Below are 15354 nucleotides of genomic sequence, written 5' to 3'. Positions count from 1 at the left end.
AGCCGCCTCAAGGCAAAACGGGAAATGTGTCTCCTAAAAATTAAAAATTAATCTTGACAAAGGGAAATATCTCTCCTATAATGTGAATCACAGATAAGGGAAACATCTTTCCTATAAGATACACAATATTTCCTCTTTTGTCAATGAATATGTGAAATGAATTTCCTGTAATTCAATGAAAACAGGAAGGATAGACAGTCATTGATAGTCAAAATGGGATACATGTTACAAAAAGAGGAAAGACGTATGGGAGGTGACAATGTGAGTCAGGATCAGACTTCTATTATCTGTATTGATCTGAAGTCCTTTTATGCTTCTGTAGAATGCGTAGAACGTGGGCTGGATCCATTTAAAGCAAACCTGGTGGTTGCAGATCCGACCAGATCAAAGTCTACAATCTGTTTGGCAATCACTCCGGCTATGAAGGCTCTTGGCATCAAGAACCGGTGCCGGATCCATGAGATACCGGATTGTGTGAAGTACATTACAGCTATGCCGAGGATGCAGCTGTACATGGATTATTCCGCAAAGATTTATGGAATCTATCTGCGGTATGTCTCAAAAGAAGATATCCATGTGTACAGTGTCGATGAATGTTTTATTGACATAACCAATTATCTACAGCTTTATCATCTCACTGCAAAAGAAATGGCGGTAAAGCTTATGCAAGCGGTCATGGAGGAAACTGGTATCACTGCAACTGCAGGTGTGGGAACCAATCTGTATCTTGCTAAGATCGCAATGGATATCGTAGCAAAGCATGTGGATGACCATATCGGAATCCTGGATGAATTCTCTTACAGAGAGCAGCTATGGGATCATAAACCATTAAGTGATTTCTGGAGGATTGGATCCCGGACAGAAAAGAAACTGGCTGGTTACGGGATTCATACAATGGGAGATATCGCAATGGCTTCTTTAAGATCTGAGGACTGGCTGTATAAGATGTTTGGGATTGATGCAGAGCTGTTGATCGATCATGCATGGGGTTATGAAACATGCCGGATGAGTGATATCAAGAACTATCATTCTGAGGAACACAGCCTATCGAATGGCCAGGTGCTGATGCGAAATTATTCTTTTGACGAAGCATTTGTGATCGTAAGGGAAATGACAGACAACCTGGTTCTGGATCTGTTTGAAAAGGGACTGGTAACAAGCTCCCTCACCTTATGGATCGCATATGACCACAGGTATGAGCATGAGGCATCCAAAGGAACCGTAAAACTCGAAAGAGGAAGTAATAGTTCCAAAAAGATTATAGATGCAGTTGAAGACTTATATTTCAGGATTGCAGACAGATATACTGGAATCCGAAGAATCGAGGTGTGTGCGAACAGGGTTACTTCTGAAAGTTATGTGCAGTACAGCCTGTTTGATGATCCTAAACAGACCGATAAAGAACGGCATTTACAGGAAGCAGTATTGAATGTAAAGCAGCGTTATGGAAAGAATGCGATCATGCGGGGATCCAACCTACTAGAGTGTTCTACTTATAGAGAACGCAACGAACAAATAGGTGGTCACCGTGCTTAGAGGAGGTGCAAAAAGTGCTGGCAAGTGCATATCAGCCGTATTTATATTTATCAAGACCGGTTTCCAGGAGACATCCAATGGATGTAGGACGCAGGGCAAAACAGTTTGCTCCATTTGCGGCACTTCGTGGATTGGATGAAACGATCCGGCAACAGGAAATCATTTACGAACCGAAAAGAGATTTATCCGACGAAAAGAAAAATGAGCTGGATATGAAATTAAGGATTCTGGCATATGGAATGAAGATACAGGCAACTTATTTTCAAAAGTCCTGGAAGAATCCATCAGTTGGTCAGTACCATACATTATCTGGAACCGTAGAATTTTTTGATACATCAGTCCACTTACGGATCGATGATACTGAGATTCAGATCCAGGATATCTGTGATCTGACTGGTGATGTATTTGAAACTATAGAAATACCGTGTTAATTAATCACAGCAGAATTTTTTATACTGGAAAGAGCGTGTGGTAGCTGGTGGAAGGATAAAAAAGGATGCACAGATCGACAAAGCAGATCTGATCAGAATAGAAATCGTGCTGTTCGTGCAGCTTTGGCACTTACGGAATGGATGGCATGATGCTCATAAGGCGGATTTGATTTCCCTTTGATCCGTTGAGTAATAAATGGAGAAATATCTTATTGCTTAAAGGAGGAAGCCTATATGGGATCAGGTGCTATTAAATGGCATGTACACTGCTCTGTATGCGGAGCATTTATTGAAAAGAGCGCACAAAGCGATTCAGAAGTGGAGTGCAAAAAATGTCGCAGTACATTGGAAATATTTGTAAATGATGATATGGTGTCGGTTCGTCCGATCCACATTCGTGATGAACAATTAAAGTCCAGGATGCGGACTTATTCCCGAAAGATGATGAATCAGGGATCATAACAGAATAGAATGAGCTGTCTGTGTAGTAAGCGTTGAATTTGGCAGGAACCATCAAGAACGCACCAGACAGTAAGAGTTTGTCAAGGAGCTGAACCTGACTGGAATCACTAAGAGCCCGGCAAAACATTTACGGATACACTGCAAGATCAGAAGTATTTTCTGATTTTGGAGATCGTTGAAATATTTGTTTTGCCGGTTTTTCTCTTTGACAGAAATAATATACTACATTAGGAGATACTTTTATATTCCTAGGAGTGATGAAAAATATAAGAGACAAGAGTAACAAAAATCTAAAAGACATTAATAGATTGACGAACACTAGCAACACATGCGTCAACAAAAAAAATAAGATTCATTTTTTTGTTGACACTGAAAAAGATAATGTGTATAATGATAAAAAAGAAAATTCTTAAAAAAATGAAAGGTGGTGCAAAGAATGATAAAGAGCTTATCAATGATGAAAAATGTTGGGGAGGTATGTGAACAGCTCCGAAGAAAAATGTATGGGAAGGATGCAACGGCAAAAGACTATAAAGATTCATTTATAATAAATAACAGCATCGATAATTTTAGTGGTAATCCGGAAAACTTAATGGAAGAAAAAATATCAGAACTGGATCAGTCACATGGAAAGACATCCAAGAGTGTTAATTTAAGAGCTGATAGTTATAAAAAACTAAATACATATTCCAAACTACTAAATATTCCAGAATCAGAGGTGTGTAGAAGGTTACTTTATTATGTGTTAGAAGCTGGTGTTGCTAATTCAGCTGACAAGACTCAATTGGTGACTTTGAAGAGCAAGGTTATTCTTTTACAAACGCAAATAGAGGAAAGCATGAAGACACTTTTTGAGATTATCGAAGAAATTGAAGAGATTGAAGAGAGGAAAAATTAAAGATGATTGCTATAAACCAACTTACCCTTGAAGATGTAAATCGGTTGAAAAATATATATGGAACGAATAATACTAGTGTTTCGGTGTCTACTACTGAAATAAAGCAGATGAAGGAAAGACTGGAGGTACTTTACCCTAATTGTAAGGTTCAGTGGAGCTTTGCTGAACGTATTTGCTTGAGAAATAAATCTCACTAGCCTTCCTGAATAAGAAAACGAGGTGGAAGCCTATATGGAATCAGGTATTATTAAATGGCACGTACATTGCACTGTATGTGGAGCATTTATAGAAAAGAGTTCAAATAGTAATTCAGAGATAATGTGTAATAAGTGTCACACCACTTTGGAGATATTTGTAAAGGAGGAGCTGGTGTCTATAAGACCAATTCACATTCGTGATGAACAATTAAAGTCCAGGATGCGGACGTATTCCCGAAAGATGATGAATCAGGGATCATAACAGAATAGAATGAGCTGTCTGTAGTAAGCGTTGAATTTGGCAGGAACCATCAAGAACGCACCAGACAGTAAGAGTTTGTCAAGGAGCTGAACCTGACTGGAATCACTAAGAGCCCGGCAAAACATTTACGGATACACTGCAAGATCAGAAGTATTTTCTGGTTTTGGAGATGGTTGAAGTATTTGTTTTGTCGGGTTTTTTTATGTTTTTAAATTTTTTATGTTTTAGACACTGTATTTTAGCCTCCTATCTTTTGTATATGTGAGGAGAAAAAATAAATGATCTAGGAGTCACGGACTCCCGTTCAAAAAAAACGGGTGAGTTCGTGGCTCCTTAGAATGCTCATTTTTAATGCTTTGTTCATGGACTGCCCGTAGCCGAAAGGCAGAAAGGCGGTCCATATGTTGACATTAAAAGAATTGAAGAAAGTAGTAAAAGTAGCAGATATGAAGGCGGATACTCCATCAGCAAAAGCGTTAAAAGAATCTGGAGCAGAGATTGTTGTAAAAGAAGTACTTGAGACAGATGCGTCGATTGCTGTCTATGAAAATGGCTATGTACTTTATCAGGAAGGAACAAAGACCACAGTATTTCCATTGCATAAATGTAGTGGCTATGAATATGAAAATGCCGATGGAACAAGAAAAAGAGTGAAGCGAGAGTTCTTTGATAATGAAAACTGGTATGTGCTTCCCTTATTAGTTGCATCTGACCGAATGATAACTAATCAAATCAAGATCGGCGATTATCACGGAATTATATCTTATTCTGTATTCGTGGAAGACCGGAAATATCTGATCGATCCAAGAAGGAACTGTCTGGACGATGTGATTGAAAAAGAGTTGATCAAAGAACTGTTGCAAACATTAACAGAAAGACAAAAAGAGATTATTTACCTGTATTTTTGGGAGCAGATGAATCAGATGGATATTGCGAAAAGTCTTGGAATCAGTCAGCAGACAGTAGCCGGAACTATAAAACGCTCGATTGAAATCATGAAAAAATATGCCAATCAATAAAAAATTTTAAAAAATTTCATTTTGGAACCTGTAAAAAGGCCGTTCATCTTTTGTATATGTGAGGGAGTTAAAAATGCTTCCTCCTGAACCTTGAAAAATGAATAGCCTGCCCGGAGTGATATTCGGTCTGAACATGCATAGAGCGAAAAGCTGCGTGTCTGCTAGAAGAAAACGTATCAGAGACGGAAACTGATATAGGAACGGATCCGGGAAAGAAAACAGGAAAACGCTTAAATCTTAAATCAAAAATAAAATGTCTGAATCTGAAAAGAGGATGACAGTAGAAATCGTGTGGCGGTATTTGTGATAAACAGGTACCGCCATATATTTGTGCTGTTATCTCAGCTTGTGCTGACTGTCCCAAATAGTGCAAATTTCAGGAAAGGAGGCGATCATCTTCGTATAAAAGATAATACGCAGACACGAACAGATAACCATACACAAAAAAATCAGAAAGGAAGGATTTAAGAGAATGAACGTGAAAAAGAAAGCACGCAGGGTGATGTCCGGTTTACTGACTGCAGTAACGGTTCTATCGACGGTACTATCTCCCGTTGTTGCCTATGCTTCTGATGATGCCGGATCTGTAAAAAAGATTCCGTATTATGAGGAGATCAAGGATCAGCTGGATGAAGATGAAGTGGTAACTGCAAAGGATTATGAGCTCAAGGTTGGAGACAATTTCGATGTAAAGAGTGATTATACCGGTCTTACGATCCAGGATGACAGCAAAGTAAAAGTTACATTTCAGGAAGCAAAAGATACGGATGGGAATGACTTTTCTACCGATTATGCCAATTCCTATAAGGCAGTCTATTATGTAGAACCACAGACAACGGATCACCCAACCTACCAGATCAATCGAAAGATCGTGGTAAAAGAAGCGGATCAGCAGAAAGATTCGCAGTCAGAAAGTTCTTCTGATCAGGATGCTGGTTCTTCCGATAAGACAGAAACAGAGGATTCTGAGGCTGACTCGTCTACAGAGGAAACTGGTGCTGCTGACACGGAGAGCAAAACAGAACTGGCAGAAAAAGAATTTGATGCAGAGATCGAAGCAACGGAGGATCAGGAGACCGTTGATCCGGAAACAGGGATCACACTCTCAGAGGTTATGCAGGAAGCGGTTGACCAGGAAGTTGCTCTTGCAGATCTTGAAGCAGGCGAAAGTATTACTTTTGATATGCCAATGATGCTTGCTTCCGGTGAAACAGGAACAAAATCAGTCACCGTCACAGCCGGTTCCTGGTACTATTACGCAGATTATGGATTAGGTTCTTATCTGACTTGTCCATATTATGTGAAATGGGGAAGCATCAATGCGACAGCATACTGTGTTGAACCATCCAAAAAAGGACCGGGAAATGGAACTTATACGATCCAGAAACTTGCCGATGGAAAGACACTTGCAAAGGTCTGCTATTACGGAACAAAAGCAAGTGATGAGAATGGTTTCTTTGATGAGAAACATCCGGATTTCCCGGCAGGAAAGAGATTCATTATTACTCATATCACAGCGGCATATGCAAATGGATCCAGTGACTGGGCATCCGGAACCAATGCGACAGGAAAGAACCTGGCAATGGAACTTTATAACTATTGTGTAAATATGCCGGACATTCCGTCTGTAGATATGAGCTTTTCCGAATCTAATGTAAAGGCTTATGTGGAAGGAAACAGCCAGCGAACAAGTGTGATCACATTCAAAGCAGATAAACTGCAGACGATTACATTTAAGCTGCCAAGTGGTGTAAAGCTTGTAAATGTGTCAACCGGTAAAACAAGTGCTGCAGGAGCAAGTGTAGAAATCAGTGGAGGTACACAGTTTTATCTGACAGCACCACTTGATCAGGCAGAGAGCGTCAGTGCTACATTTTCTTCTCAGATGAAGGGAAGCATTGATAAAGAATACTCTGCTTACAAGATTGTAACAGGATCCGGAACACAGGATCTGGCTCTTGTTTTCGGTGAAGGTGTCGGAAATGAGAAATATGTGGATTTTAAAGTAACCTGGACAAAAGAATGTAAGGTATCCATTGTAAAGAAAGACCAGGGTACAGGCAATGCACTGGCTGGTGCAGTGTACGGGATCTATTCCGATGCTGCATGTACAAAGCTGATCGCAGAGATGCCTGCAACTGATCAGAATGGTGCTTCACAGCTCACAATGGAAAAGACACAGGAAGTTGTTTATCTGAAAGAAATCTCTGTTCCAACAGGGTATCAGATCGATACAAAGCCTTATAATGTGACTCTTGCTATCGGAAAGACAACAACCAAAAATGCAACGGATAAGCGAACAAATGCAAAGCTAAACATTGCAAAACAGGATGCGGAGACAGGAAATGAAGCACAGGGAGATGCAACACTGGAAGGTGCGGTATATGGCCTTTATGCAAGGGAAGATATTGTTCATCCGGATGGAAGAACCGGAACAATCTATAAGAAAGACACCTTGATCACATCCCTGACAACGGATAAGAATGGCGAAGCATCTGTATCGGATCTGTATCTTGGAAAGTATTATCTGAAAGAGCTTAGTGCTCCGGTGGGATACGTACTGGATCCGACAGAACATGATGTGGACTGTACTTACGAAGGTGCTACTGTTCCGACAGTAGAAAGAACTTCTGTATGTAAAGAAACTGTCATCAAACAGCCATTCCAGATCATCAAGGCAGCAAACAACGGAAAGACCGATGCAGATCTTCTGCAGGGAGTTGGTTTTTCGGCATGGCTTGTCAGTGATCTGAAAGTAAAAGCAGATGGAAGTTATGATTTTGATTCAGCCAGACCAGTTGTACTGACTGCAGATGGCCAGACAGAAATGTTTACCGATGAAAAAGGATATGCAAGATCGATTCCGCTTCCATATGGAACTTATGTGGTAAGAGAGACCACAAGCAAACACAACTATGCACCGGTCGATGATTTTGTAGTGAAGATCACAGAGAATTATCCGGATACACCGCAGACATGGCGAGTGCTTCTGGATAAAGAATTCAAAGCAAAATTAAAGATCATCAAAAAGGATGCAGAAACACAGAAATCTGTACTCCTGGCCAATACTGAGTTCAAGGTATACGACCTGGATAATCAGAAATATGTGGAACAGACAACATCCTATCCGAAGCCAACGGTACACAAATCCTATTTCACAAATGAGGAAGGATACCTGGTACTGCCGAGAAATCTGAAACCTGGTAACTACCGGATTGAGGAAGTGATGGCACCCGATGGGTACACAATATCCAAAAACTATGTGACAGTTGCAGTTGATACAGATACTGCTTATCTGACCGATCCTGTCACAGGAGATGCAGTCATTGATGTGGAATATACCAATGCCCCGGTCAAAGGTCAGTTAAAGATCTATAAACAGGGTGAAGTGTTAAAGGGATTTGATAAGGACTTCCAGTATGAAATGGCTGGACTTGCAGGTGCTGAATTTGAAGTCTATGCGGCAGAGGATATCTATACTGCCGATCATCAGGTAGATGCAGATGGACAGAGAACTTTGTATTTTGCAAAGGATGCACTGGTGGCAACCGTTACAACGGATACAGATGGTTATGCAACTGTAAAGAATCTTCCACTTGGCAGATACTATGTCAAAGAGAAGAATGCACCGGACACTTATGTGTTAAATACTGTACCGGAAAATGTCGAATTTGCTTATGCAGATCAGGATACTGCAGTAATCGAGAAAGAAATCTCTGTCACAGATGAACGACAGAAAGTGTCGATTACGGTCGAAAAACAGGATGCTGAGACAGGCAATACAGTAGCCGGAGCAGTATTCGGTATTTATAACACAAAAGACATCCAGACGAAAGATGAAAAAGTGATCGTCAAAGCAGATACTCTTTTACAGGAAATGACTTCTGATGAAAAAGGTCAGGCAGCATGTACACTGGATCTTCCACTTGGAAGCTATTATGTAAAAGAACTGAAAGCACCAGATGGATTCGTATCTTCGGATGAAGTACTGAGATTTGATGCTTCTTATCAGGGGCAGGATGTACAGACAGTAACATTAAAATCCGTAAAGAAGAACCAGCCGACAACTGTTGAGATCACAAAATCAGATGCAACAACCGGTGTAGAACTGGATGGAGCTTATCTGAAAGTAACGGATAAAGATGGAAATGTAGTAGACAGCTGGACATCTTCCAAAGATGCACCGCATGTGATCAAATATCTGAAAGTGGGTGAGAATTATACTCTCCATGAAGAATTTGCACCACATGGCTATCTGGTAGCCAATGATGTGACATTCACAGTCAAAGATACCGGAGAGATCCAGAAAGTGGAAATGAAGGACGAGGTACCGGTTGGTGAACTCATCATCAACAAAAAGGGAGAATTCCTGGATTCTGTTACACTGGTCGATAAAGTCAAAGGTGTGGTGGAACACATTTTCAACTATGTGACCGGAAAGCTGACAGATGTTACTTTTGAAGTCTATGCTGAGGAAGACATCAAGGCTGCAGATGGCGTCAGTGACGATTACTATAAAAAGGATGAACTGATCGCAAAGATCAAGACAGATGAAACCGGTATTGCAAAACTGGAAAATCTTCCACTTGGTAAATACTATGTGAAAGAAACAGGAACTGCTTACGGTCATGTACTGGATGGTGAGATCCGTCATGTAGATCTGACTTACGTGGATCAGAATACACCGGTTGTAGTCTATGACAAAGACTGGCAGAACAACCGTCAGAGAGTAGAAGTCAGTGTACTTAAGAAGGAAAAAGATTCTGACCGTACACTGGAAGGAGCTATCTTTGGATTATTTGCCAAAGAAGACATTAAGTCTGAGACAACTGGTAAAGTCCTGATCGAAGCCAATGAGATCATTGAACTGAAATCTACGGATGAAGAAGGAAAGATCACATTTGTTGCAGATCTTCCAATAGGAGTCACTTACTATGTAAAAGAACTCTATGCACCGGATGGATTCGTAACCAACGATGAAGTAAAGGAATTTACTTTTGAGTATGCAGGTGAGAATCAGCCGACTGTAACCTATGATTTTACCTTTGAGAATCAGCCAACCGTTGTAGAATTTACCAAATCCAGTCTGACAACCGGAAAAGAACTTCCAGGATGTAAGCTGAAAGTGGTAGATGCCGATGGAAATATCGTGGATGAATGGACTTCCGGTAAAGAAGCACATGTGATCCGTGAGCTGACTGTCGGAAAAGAATACGCACTGGTTGAAACAAAACCGGCCGATGGTTATGTGACAGCTGAAAGCGTGAAGTTCACCATCAAAGATACTGCCGATGTGCAGAAAGTTGAGATGAAGGATGATGTGACGAAGGTGAAAATCTCCAAACGGGATATCGCCGGAAAAGAACTTCCGGGAGCAAAACTCACGATCCTTGATCAGGATGGAAAAGTTGTGGAAAGCTGGACCAGTACAGAGAAAGCACATTACATCGAAATGCTTCCAATCGGAAAATACACTCTCCGTGAAGAAACAGCACCGGATGGCTATCTGGTTGCAAAAGATGTGGAATTCGAAGTAAAGGATACTAGTGAAGTACAGCATGTAACCATGGTAGATGAGGAAAAACCGGCAGAAAAGACACCGGAAGGTGGAAAACCTGTCAGTGATTCACCAAAGACTGGGGATAACACCAATCTGTGGCTGTGGTTTATGCTTCTCGGCATTGGTGCGACTGGTACAGGAGCCCTTGCATTTATGAGAAAAAAGAAACACTAATCAAATAAGAATGAGCGTTCATGGAAACCGAAAGGAATCTGTGAACGCTTTTTTAGATGGGAGAAACCATGAGAAATATCATTATTTTTGTTGCTCTTCTGGGAGCAGCGGCAATATTTACAGTTTTGTATTGTCTCATTGCTGCCGGAAGTCAGGCAGAGAAAAAACTGACAGAAATCATGAGAAAAGAGGAAGAACAGAATGAAGACAAATAAAGATCTGATCATAGAACCAAATGCAGCTATAGAAGGAAGAAAGTACAGCGAAGAAAAGCCATGGTCCTGTAAGTACTGTTACTGGTGGGGAGGCAAAAAGAAAGGCTGTAACTTGAAGCAGTGCCATTATCTGCTTCCTGAAAAGAAAAAAGCAGTAAAAATAACACCATGTGGTGGCTGTCCGTATGGAAAACATGTTCCATGCATCGGATATTGTATTGCCCGTCTTCATTCTGAAATGAAAGGAAAGAAAGGACGTGGGTAATTGCAGGAAGAAGTAAATCAGAAAGTGATCAGCCTGAGCATCCAGGGAGTCAAGATCACTGCCAGTGTGCTAAAAGCAGCTCTTCGGAAGTTCCTGGAAATGGATAACCGCAGGAAACAGAAAGCAACGCAGGTGAAAATGGCAGAAAAGACCGGACGGGCTCAGGTGAAAGGAAGGGAAAAAGCCCGAAAAAAGATTGAAAAGAAAAAGCCACATGGAAAGCAGACCATCAAGCAGCTGAATGCACAGGGAGTACAGCTTTCCAACATAAAGATCACAGATGAAAATATCAAATCCTTTGACCGTGTGGCAAGAAAATACGGGATTGATTACAGCCTGAAAAAAGAAGTCGGTGCGGATCCACCGAAATATCTGGTCTTCTTTAAGGCTAAAGATGTGGATGTGATGACAGCGGCTTTCCGGGAATATGCCGGAGTAGAACTGAAAAAGAAACAGGTGAAGAAACCATCGGTCAGAAAGAAACTGCAGAAATCTGTAGAAAGAAAAGCAAAGCACCGCCAGCGTGTGAAGCAGAGACAAAAATCCAGAGGTCAGGAACGATGATGCGGGAGAAATTACAGAAGATCCAGATCAAACGGCTGGTGATCTTAAATCTCCCATATTTCTTTATCTTCTATGTAGCAGATAAAGGATCCTGGCTGTACCGGCATTGCCTGGGAGAAAGCATGGTCCAGAGACTTGGCGTGATGTTAGTCAATTTTCGACTGGCATTTTTAAGCTGGCTGCCAAGTATCGCTTTGCAGGACCTTACAGTAGGTGTTCTGGCTGCAGGTGCATTAAAACTGGTTGTCTACTATCGTTCTAAAAACGCAAAGAAGTTCCGGCAGGGTGTGGAGTATGGATCTGCAAGATGGGGAAACAGAAAAGACATCGAACCATTCATGGATCCGGTTTTTGAAAACAATGTCATCCTCACAGAAACAGAACGTCTGACCATGAACAGCCGACCAAAAGCTCCGAAGTATGCCAGAAATAAGAATGTGATTGTTATCGGTGGTTCCGGATCCGGAAAGACAAGATTCTATGTGAAGCCCAATCTTATGCAGATGACGGACCACGTATCCTATGTGGTCACCGATCCGAAAGGAACGATCATCGTTGAATGCGGGAAGATGCTGGTAAATGGAGGATACCGGATCAAGGTATTAAATACGATCAACTTTAAAAAGTCCATGCATTACAATCCGTTCCATTATATCCGGAGTGAAAAAGACATCTTAAAGCTGGTCAATACCATTATCGCAAATACCAAGGGTGAGGGCGAAAAATCAACGGAAGATTTCTGGGTTAAGGCCGAACGTCTATTGTATTCTGCACTGATCGGATACATCTGGTATGAGGCACCAGAGGAAGAACAGAACTTTTCTACTTTGTTGGAATTTATCAATGCCAGTGAGACCAGGGAGGATGATGAAGAATTTAAAAATGCAGTGGATGAATTGTTTGAAGAACTGGAAGCAGAAAATCCGGAACACTTTGCAGTAAGGCAATATCGCAAGTACAAGCTTGCGGCCGGCAAAACTGCAAAATCGATTTTGATTTCCTGTGGTGCCAGACTTGCACCATTTGACATTCAGGAACTAAGAGAAATCATGTCGTATGACGAAATGGAACTGGATATGATCGGTGATCAGAGAACAGCCATGTTTGTCATCATCAGCGATACCGATGATACATTCAACTTTGTGGTAGCAATCATGTACACCCAGCTCTTTAACCTGCTTTGTGATAAAGCGGATGATGAGCATGGAGGCAGGCTCCCTTATCATGTACGGCTGCTTCTTGATGAGTTCAGCAATATCGGACAGATTCCAAAATTCGACAAATTGATTGCTACGATCCGAAGCAGGGAAATCTCCGCTTCTATCATCTTGCAGTCACAATCTCAGCTGAAAACTATCTATAAGGATGCTGCTGAGACGATCACAGGTAACTGTGACACCGTTCTTTTCCTGGGCGGAAAGGAAAGCTCCACACTGAAAGAAATATCAGAAACCCTGGGAAAGGAAACCATTGATCTTTACAACACATCAGACACCAGAGGCAGCAACCGGTCCTATGGACTGAACTATCAAAAGACTGGAAAAGAACTGATGAGTAGAGATGAGCTGGCGGTCATGGATGGAGAAAAATGTATCTTACAGCTTCGTGGAGTCCGGCCGTTTTTAAGCAACAAATATGACATCACAAAGCACAAACGGTACAAAGAGCTTGCCGATTTCAATAAGAATAATGCGTTTGATGTCGAAAAATATCTGGCACACCGACTGGTGATGTCGAAAGATACAGAATTTGAAATGTATGAAGTAACTGTAACACAAGAAGATGTATCAGCGATTGAAGCTGAGGAAGGTGAGGATTGATATGAAAGAAAGAATTCGAGCCCCCTGCTACTACTGATAAGGATATAAAAAGGTCTGAATAAAAGGGAAAGGAGTAGAGCCAAACGCTTACAGACCATAAGAAAAAGCGTTTGTTCACACATGATTATGGCTTTTTTTAGCAGTGCAATCAATATCCTTCAGACACTGGTCGTTGCAATCGGTGCCGGTCTTGGTGTCTGGGGCGTAATCAACCTGATGGAAGGTTATGGAAACGACAACCCGGGTGCAAAATCCCAGGGAATTAAGCAGCTGATGAGCGGTGGTGGTGTTATCCTGATCGGAACACAGCTGATCCCGCTTCTGAGTGGATTATTTGGTTAAGAGAAAGGAGTAGAGATCCATGTTCAGTCAGATTTTTGATGCGATTGAGGAATGGATGAGGGAGCTCTTAACCGGGATGATCACTTCCAACCTGGACACGATGTTTACCGATGTCAATCAAAAGACAGGTGAGATTGCTACCCAGGTTGGACAGACCCCGCAAGGGTGGAACGGCAGCATATTCAGTATGATCCAGAATCTATCAGATTCCGTAATCATGCCGATTGCAGGTATTATTATCACACTCGTACTCTGCTACGAATTGATTTCTATGCTGACCGAGCGCAACAACATGCATGATATTGATACCTGGATGTTTTTCAAGTACTTCGTAAAAATGTGGATCGCTGTGTATCTGGTGAGTAACACATTTACAATCACAATGGCGGTATTCGATGTGGGTCAGCACGTAGTTAATTCTGCGGCCGGTGTTATCACAGGAAGTACCGCCATTGATATTTCTTCGGCATTGACGGATCTTTCCACAACACTGGAAAGTATGGAAATCGGAGAACTTGTTGTATTGGCGCTGGAAACCCTTATCGTCGGCTTCTGTATGAAGATCCTGTCTGTACTGATTACAGTGATCATGTATGGACGTATGATAGAGATTTACCTATATACCTCAGTTGCGCCGATTCCATTCGCAACTATGAGTAACAGAGAATGGGGACAGATCGGCACGAATTATTTCAGAGGACTCTTTGCCCTGGCTTTCCAGGCATTTCTGATGATGGTATGCGTTGCAATCTATGCAGTGCTTGTTGCAGGTATCCAGTATTCAGATAATCTGAGTTCTTCATTATTTGGCGTTATGGCTTACACAGTGATCTTATGTTACAGCCTCTTTAAGACGGCATCCTTAAGTAAGTCGATATTTAACGCGCACTAAATTACAGGAAGGAGTGAAAATCATGGCATATGTCAGCGTACCGAAAGATTTAACGAAGGTAAAGAATAAAGTGGCATTTAACCTGACCAAAAGACAGCTGATCTGTATTAGTATAGGTGCTGCAATGGGAATTCCAAGCTATTTCCTCTTGCGTAATGTGATGGGAAACAGTAATGCAGCAACGGTCATGGTGCTTTTGATGTTACCGGCATTTTTATTTGCCATGTACGAAAAAGACGGGATGCATCTGGAAGATGTTCTGATGCATATGATCCGGGTGAAGTTTCTTCGTCCATCCGTCAGAAAATATGAAACTGAAAACTATTATGAGACAGATCCGGAACAGATCAGACAGTCTCCGGATGCAGGAAAACCGAAAGGAGGAAAAACGGTTGCGAAAAAAGAAAAATAAGAAAACTGTCGCAGATACCGGATACAAAAAAGTAGACAGAAAAGAAAAAAAGAAAAAAGAAAAGCAGGAAGAGAAATGCAGGCAGAAAAAACTGTCCGTCCAGCAGTCGATTGCTTATAAGGAAATGGGAAGAGATGGGATCTGCAGGGTACAGGGAAAAACGTATTCTAAGTGTATCCGCTTCTATGACATCAACTATCAGCTGGCTCAGAACGAGGACAAAAATGCAATCTTTGAAAATTGGTGCGATTTCCTCAATTACTTTGATGCCAGTATCCATTTTCAGCTGAGTTTTATCAATCATA

At 41.4% G+C, this 15354-nt stretch carries 14 protein-coding genes and 1 pseudogene; all 15 read left to right on the top strand.

Going from position 1 to position 15354, the window contains the following annotated elements:
• Positions 1 to 213: 213 nt before the first annotated feature.
• Positions 214 to 1536: a DNA repair protein gene (locus AB5916_RS06255; protein WP_343019463.1), complete on the top strand. Its 1323-nt coding sequence runs from the start codon at positions 214 to 216 to the stop codon at positions 1534 to 1536.
• A 14-nt stretch (positions 1537 to 1550) separates the two neighbouring features.
• A complete protein-coding gene (locus tag AB5916_RS06250; RefSeq protein ID WP_343019462.1) occupies positions 1551 to 1967 on the top strand; it encodes a hypothetical protein in 417 nt (138 codons plus the stop codon).
• 37 nt (positions 1968 to 2004) lie between these two features.
• Entirely contained in the window at positions 2005 to 2148 is a 144-nt protein-coding gene (locus tag AB5916_RS06245; protein ID WP_368189786.1) for a hypothetical protein, read from the top strand.
• Positions 2149 to 2201: 53 nt separating this feature from the next.
• A complete protein-coding gene (locus AB5916_RS06240) occupies positions 2202 to 2429 on the top strand; it encodes a hypothetical protein (protein ID WP_173688227.1) in 228 nt (75 codons plus the stop codon).
• Positions 2430 to 2865: 436 nt separating this feature from the next.
• The gene (locus AB5916_RS06235) at positions 2866 to 3327 is read left to right on the top strand and encodes a hypothetical protein (protein ID WP_368189784.1); all 462 of its coding nucleotides are present in this window, start codon (positions 2866 to 2868) and stop codon (positions 3325 to 3327) included.
• 860 nt (positions 3328 to 4187) lie between these two features.
• Complete coding sequence (locus tag AB5916_RS06230; protein ID WP_215707775.1) at positions 4188 to 4805, top strand: sigma-70 family RNA polymerase sigma factor; 618 nt, start codon at positions 4188 to 4190, stop codon at positions 4803 to 4805.
• Between the two features lie 472 nt (positions 4806 to 5277).
• On the top strand, positions 5278 to 10539 hold the full coding sequence (locus AB5916_RS06225; RefSeq protein ID WP_343019460.1) for a SpaA isopeptide-forming pilin-related protein: 5262 nt from the start codon (positions 5278 to 5280) through the stop codon (positions 10537 to 10539).
• Positions 10540 to 10607: 68 nt separating this feature from the next.
• The gene (locus tag AB5916_RS06220; protein ID WP_162290843.1) at positions 10608 to 10754 is read left to right on the top strand and encodes a hypothetical protein; all 147 of its coding nucleotides are present in this window, start codon (positions 10608 to 10610) and stop codon (positions 10752 to 10754) included.
• The gene (locus AB5916_RS06215) at positions 10741 to 11019 is read left to right on the top strand and encodes a hypothetical protein (protein WP_343019459.1); all 279 of its coding nucleotides are present in this window, start codon (positions 10741 to 10743) and stop codon (positions 11017 to 11019) included. The genes AB5916_RS06220 and AB5916_RS06215 overlap by 14 nt, the downstream gene beginning before the upstream one ends.
• Complete coding sequence (locus AB5916_RS06210) at positions 11020 to 11583, top strand: PcfB family protein (protein ID WP_343019458.1); 564 nt, start codon at positions 11020 to 11022, stop codon at positions 11581 to 11583.
• Positions 11580 to 13403 (top strand): VirD4-like conjugal transfer protein, CD1115 family, encoded by a 1824-nt coding sequence (locus AB5916_RS06205; protein ID WP_096240136.1) that lies wholly within the window; start codon positions 11580 to 11582, stop codon positions 13401 to 13403. Before AB5916_RS06210 ends, AB5916_RS06205 begins: the two co-directional genes overlap by 4 nt.
• A gap of 126 nt (positions 13404 to 13529) precedes the next feature.
• Positions 13530 to 13745, top strand: coding sequence for a Maff2 family mobile element protein (locus AB5916_RS06200; RefSeq protein WP_005334815.1), 216 nt, complete (start codon positions 13530 to 13532; stop codon positions 13743 to 13745).
• Between the two features lie 19 nt (positions 13746 to 13764).
• A complete protein-coding gene (locus tag AB5916_RS06195; protein WP_055195005.1) occupies positions 13765 to 14637 on the top strand; it encodes a VirB6/TrbL-like conjugal transfer protein, CD1112 family in 873 nt (290 codons plus the stop codon).
• A 22-nt stretch (positions 14638 to 14659) separates the two neighbouring features.
• Positions 14660 to 15049: a PrgI family protein gene (locus AB5916_RS06190; RefSeq protein WP_343019457.1), complete on the top strand. Its 390-nt coding sequence runs from the start codon at positions 14660 to 14662 to the stop codon at positions 15047 to 15049.
• Positions 15000 to 15354: pseudogene (locus AB5916_RS06185) on the top strand (VirB4-like conjugal transfer ATPase); the annotation flags it as partial. The gene AB5916_RS06190 and the pseudogene AB5916_RS06185, both read left to right, overlap by 50 nt.

Source organism: Blautia sp. 1033sp1_1033st1_G9_1033SCRN_220408 (genome assembly GCF_040929965.1).
Classification (GTDB): domain Bacteria; phylum Bacillota; class Clostridia; order Lachnospirales; family Lachnospiraceae; genus Blautia_A; species Blautia_A ammoniilytica.
The sequence above is the reverse complement of the archived record's forward strand: the minus strand, read 5'-3'. Positions and strand labels throughout refer to the sequence as shown.

Excerpts from the sequence above, each read along its gene's own strand:
- AB5916_RS06235 (WP_368189784.1), top strand. The coding sequence starts at position 2,866 with ATGATAAAGAGCTTATCAATGATGAAAAATGTTGGGGAGGTATGTGAA.
- AB5916_RS06225 (WP_343019460.1), top strand. The coding sequence starts at position 5,278 with ATGAACGTGAAAAAGAAAGCACGCAGGGTGATGTCCGGTTTACTGACT.
- AB5916_RS06255 (WP_343019463.1), top strand. The coding sequence starts at position 214 with ATGGGATACATGTTACAAAAAGAGGAAAGACGTATGGGAGGTGACAAT.
- AB5916_RS06205 (WP_096240136.1), top strand. The coding sequence starts at position 11,580 with ATGATGCGGGAGAAATTACAGAAGATCCAGATCAAACGGCTGGTGATC.
- AB5916_RS06230 (WP_215707775.1), top strand. The coding sequence starts at position 4,188 with ATGTTGACATTAAAAGAATTGAAGAAAGTAGTAAAAGTAGCAGATATG.
- AB5916_RS06200 (WP_005334815.1), top strand. The coding sequence starts at position 13,530 with ATGGCTTTTTTTAGCAGTGCAATCAATATCCTTCAGACACTGGTCGTT.
- AB5916_RS06195 (WP_055195005.1), top strand. The coding sequence starts at position 13,765 with ATGTTCAGTCAGATTTTTGATGCGATTGAGGAATGGATGAGGGAGCTC.
- AB5916_RS06240 (WP_173688227.1), top strand. The coding sequence starts at position 2,202 with ATGGGATCAGGTGCTATTAAATGGCATGTACACTGCTCTGTATGCGGA.
- AB5916_RS06220 (WP_162290843.1), top strand. The coding sequence starts at position 10,608 with ATGAGAAATATCATTATTTTTGTTGCTCTTCTGGGAGCAGCGGCAATA.
- AB5916_RS06215 (WP_343019459.1), top strand. The coding sequence starts at position 10,741 with ATGAAGACAAATAAAGATCTGATCATAGAACCAAATGCAGCTATAGAA.
- AB5916_RS06190 (WP_343019457.1), top strand. The coding sequence starts at position 14,660 with ATGGCATATGTCAGCGTACCGAAAGATTTAACGAAGGTAAAGAATAAA.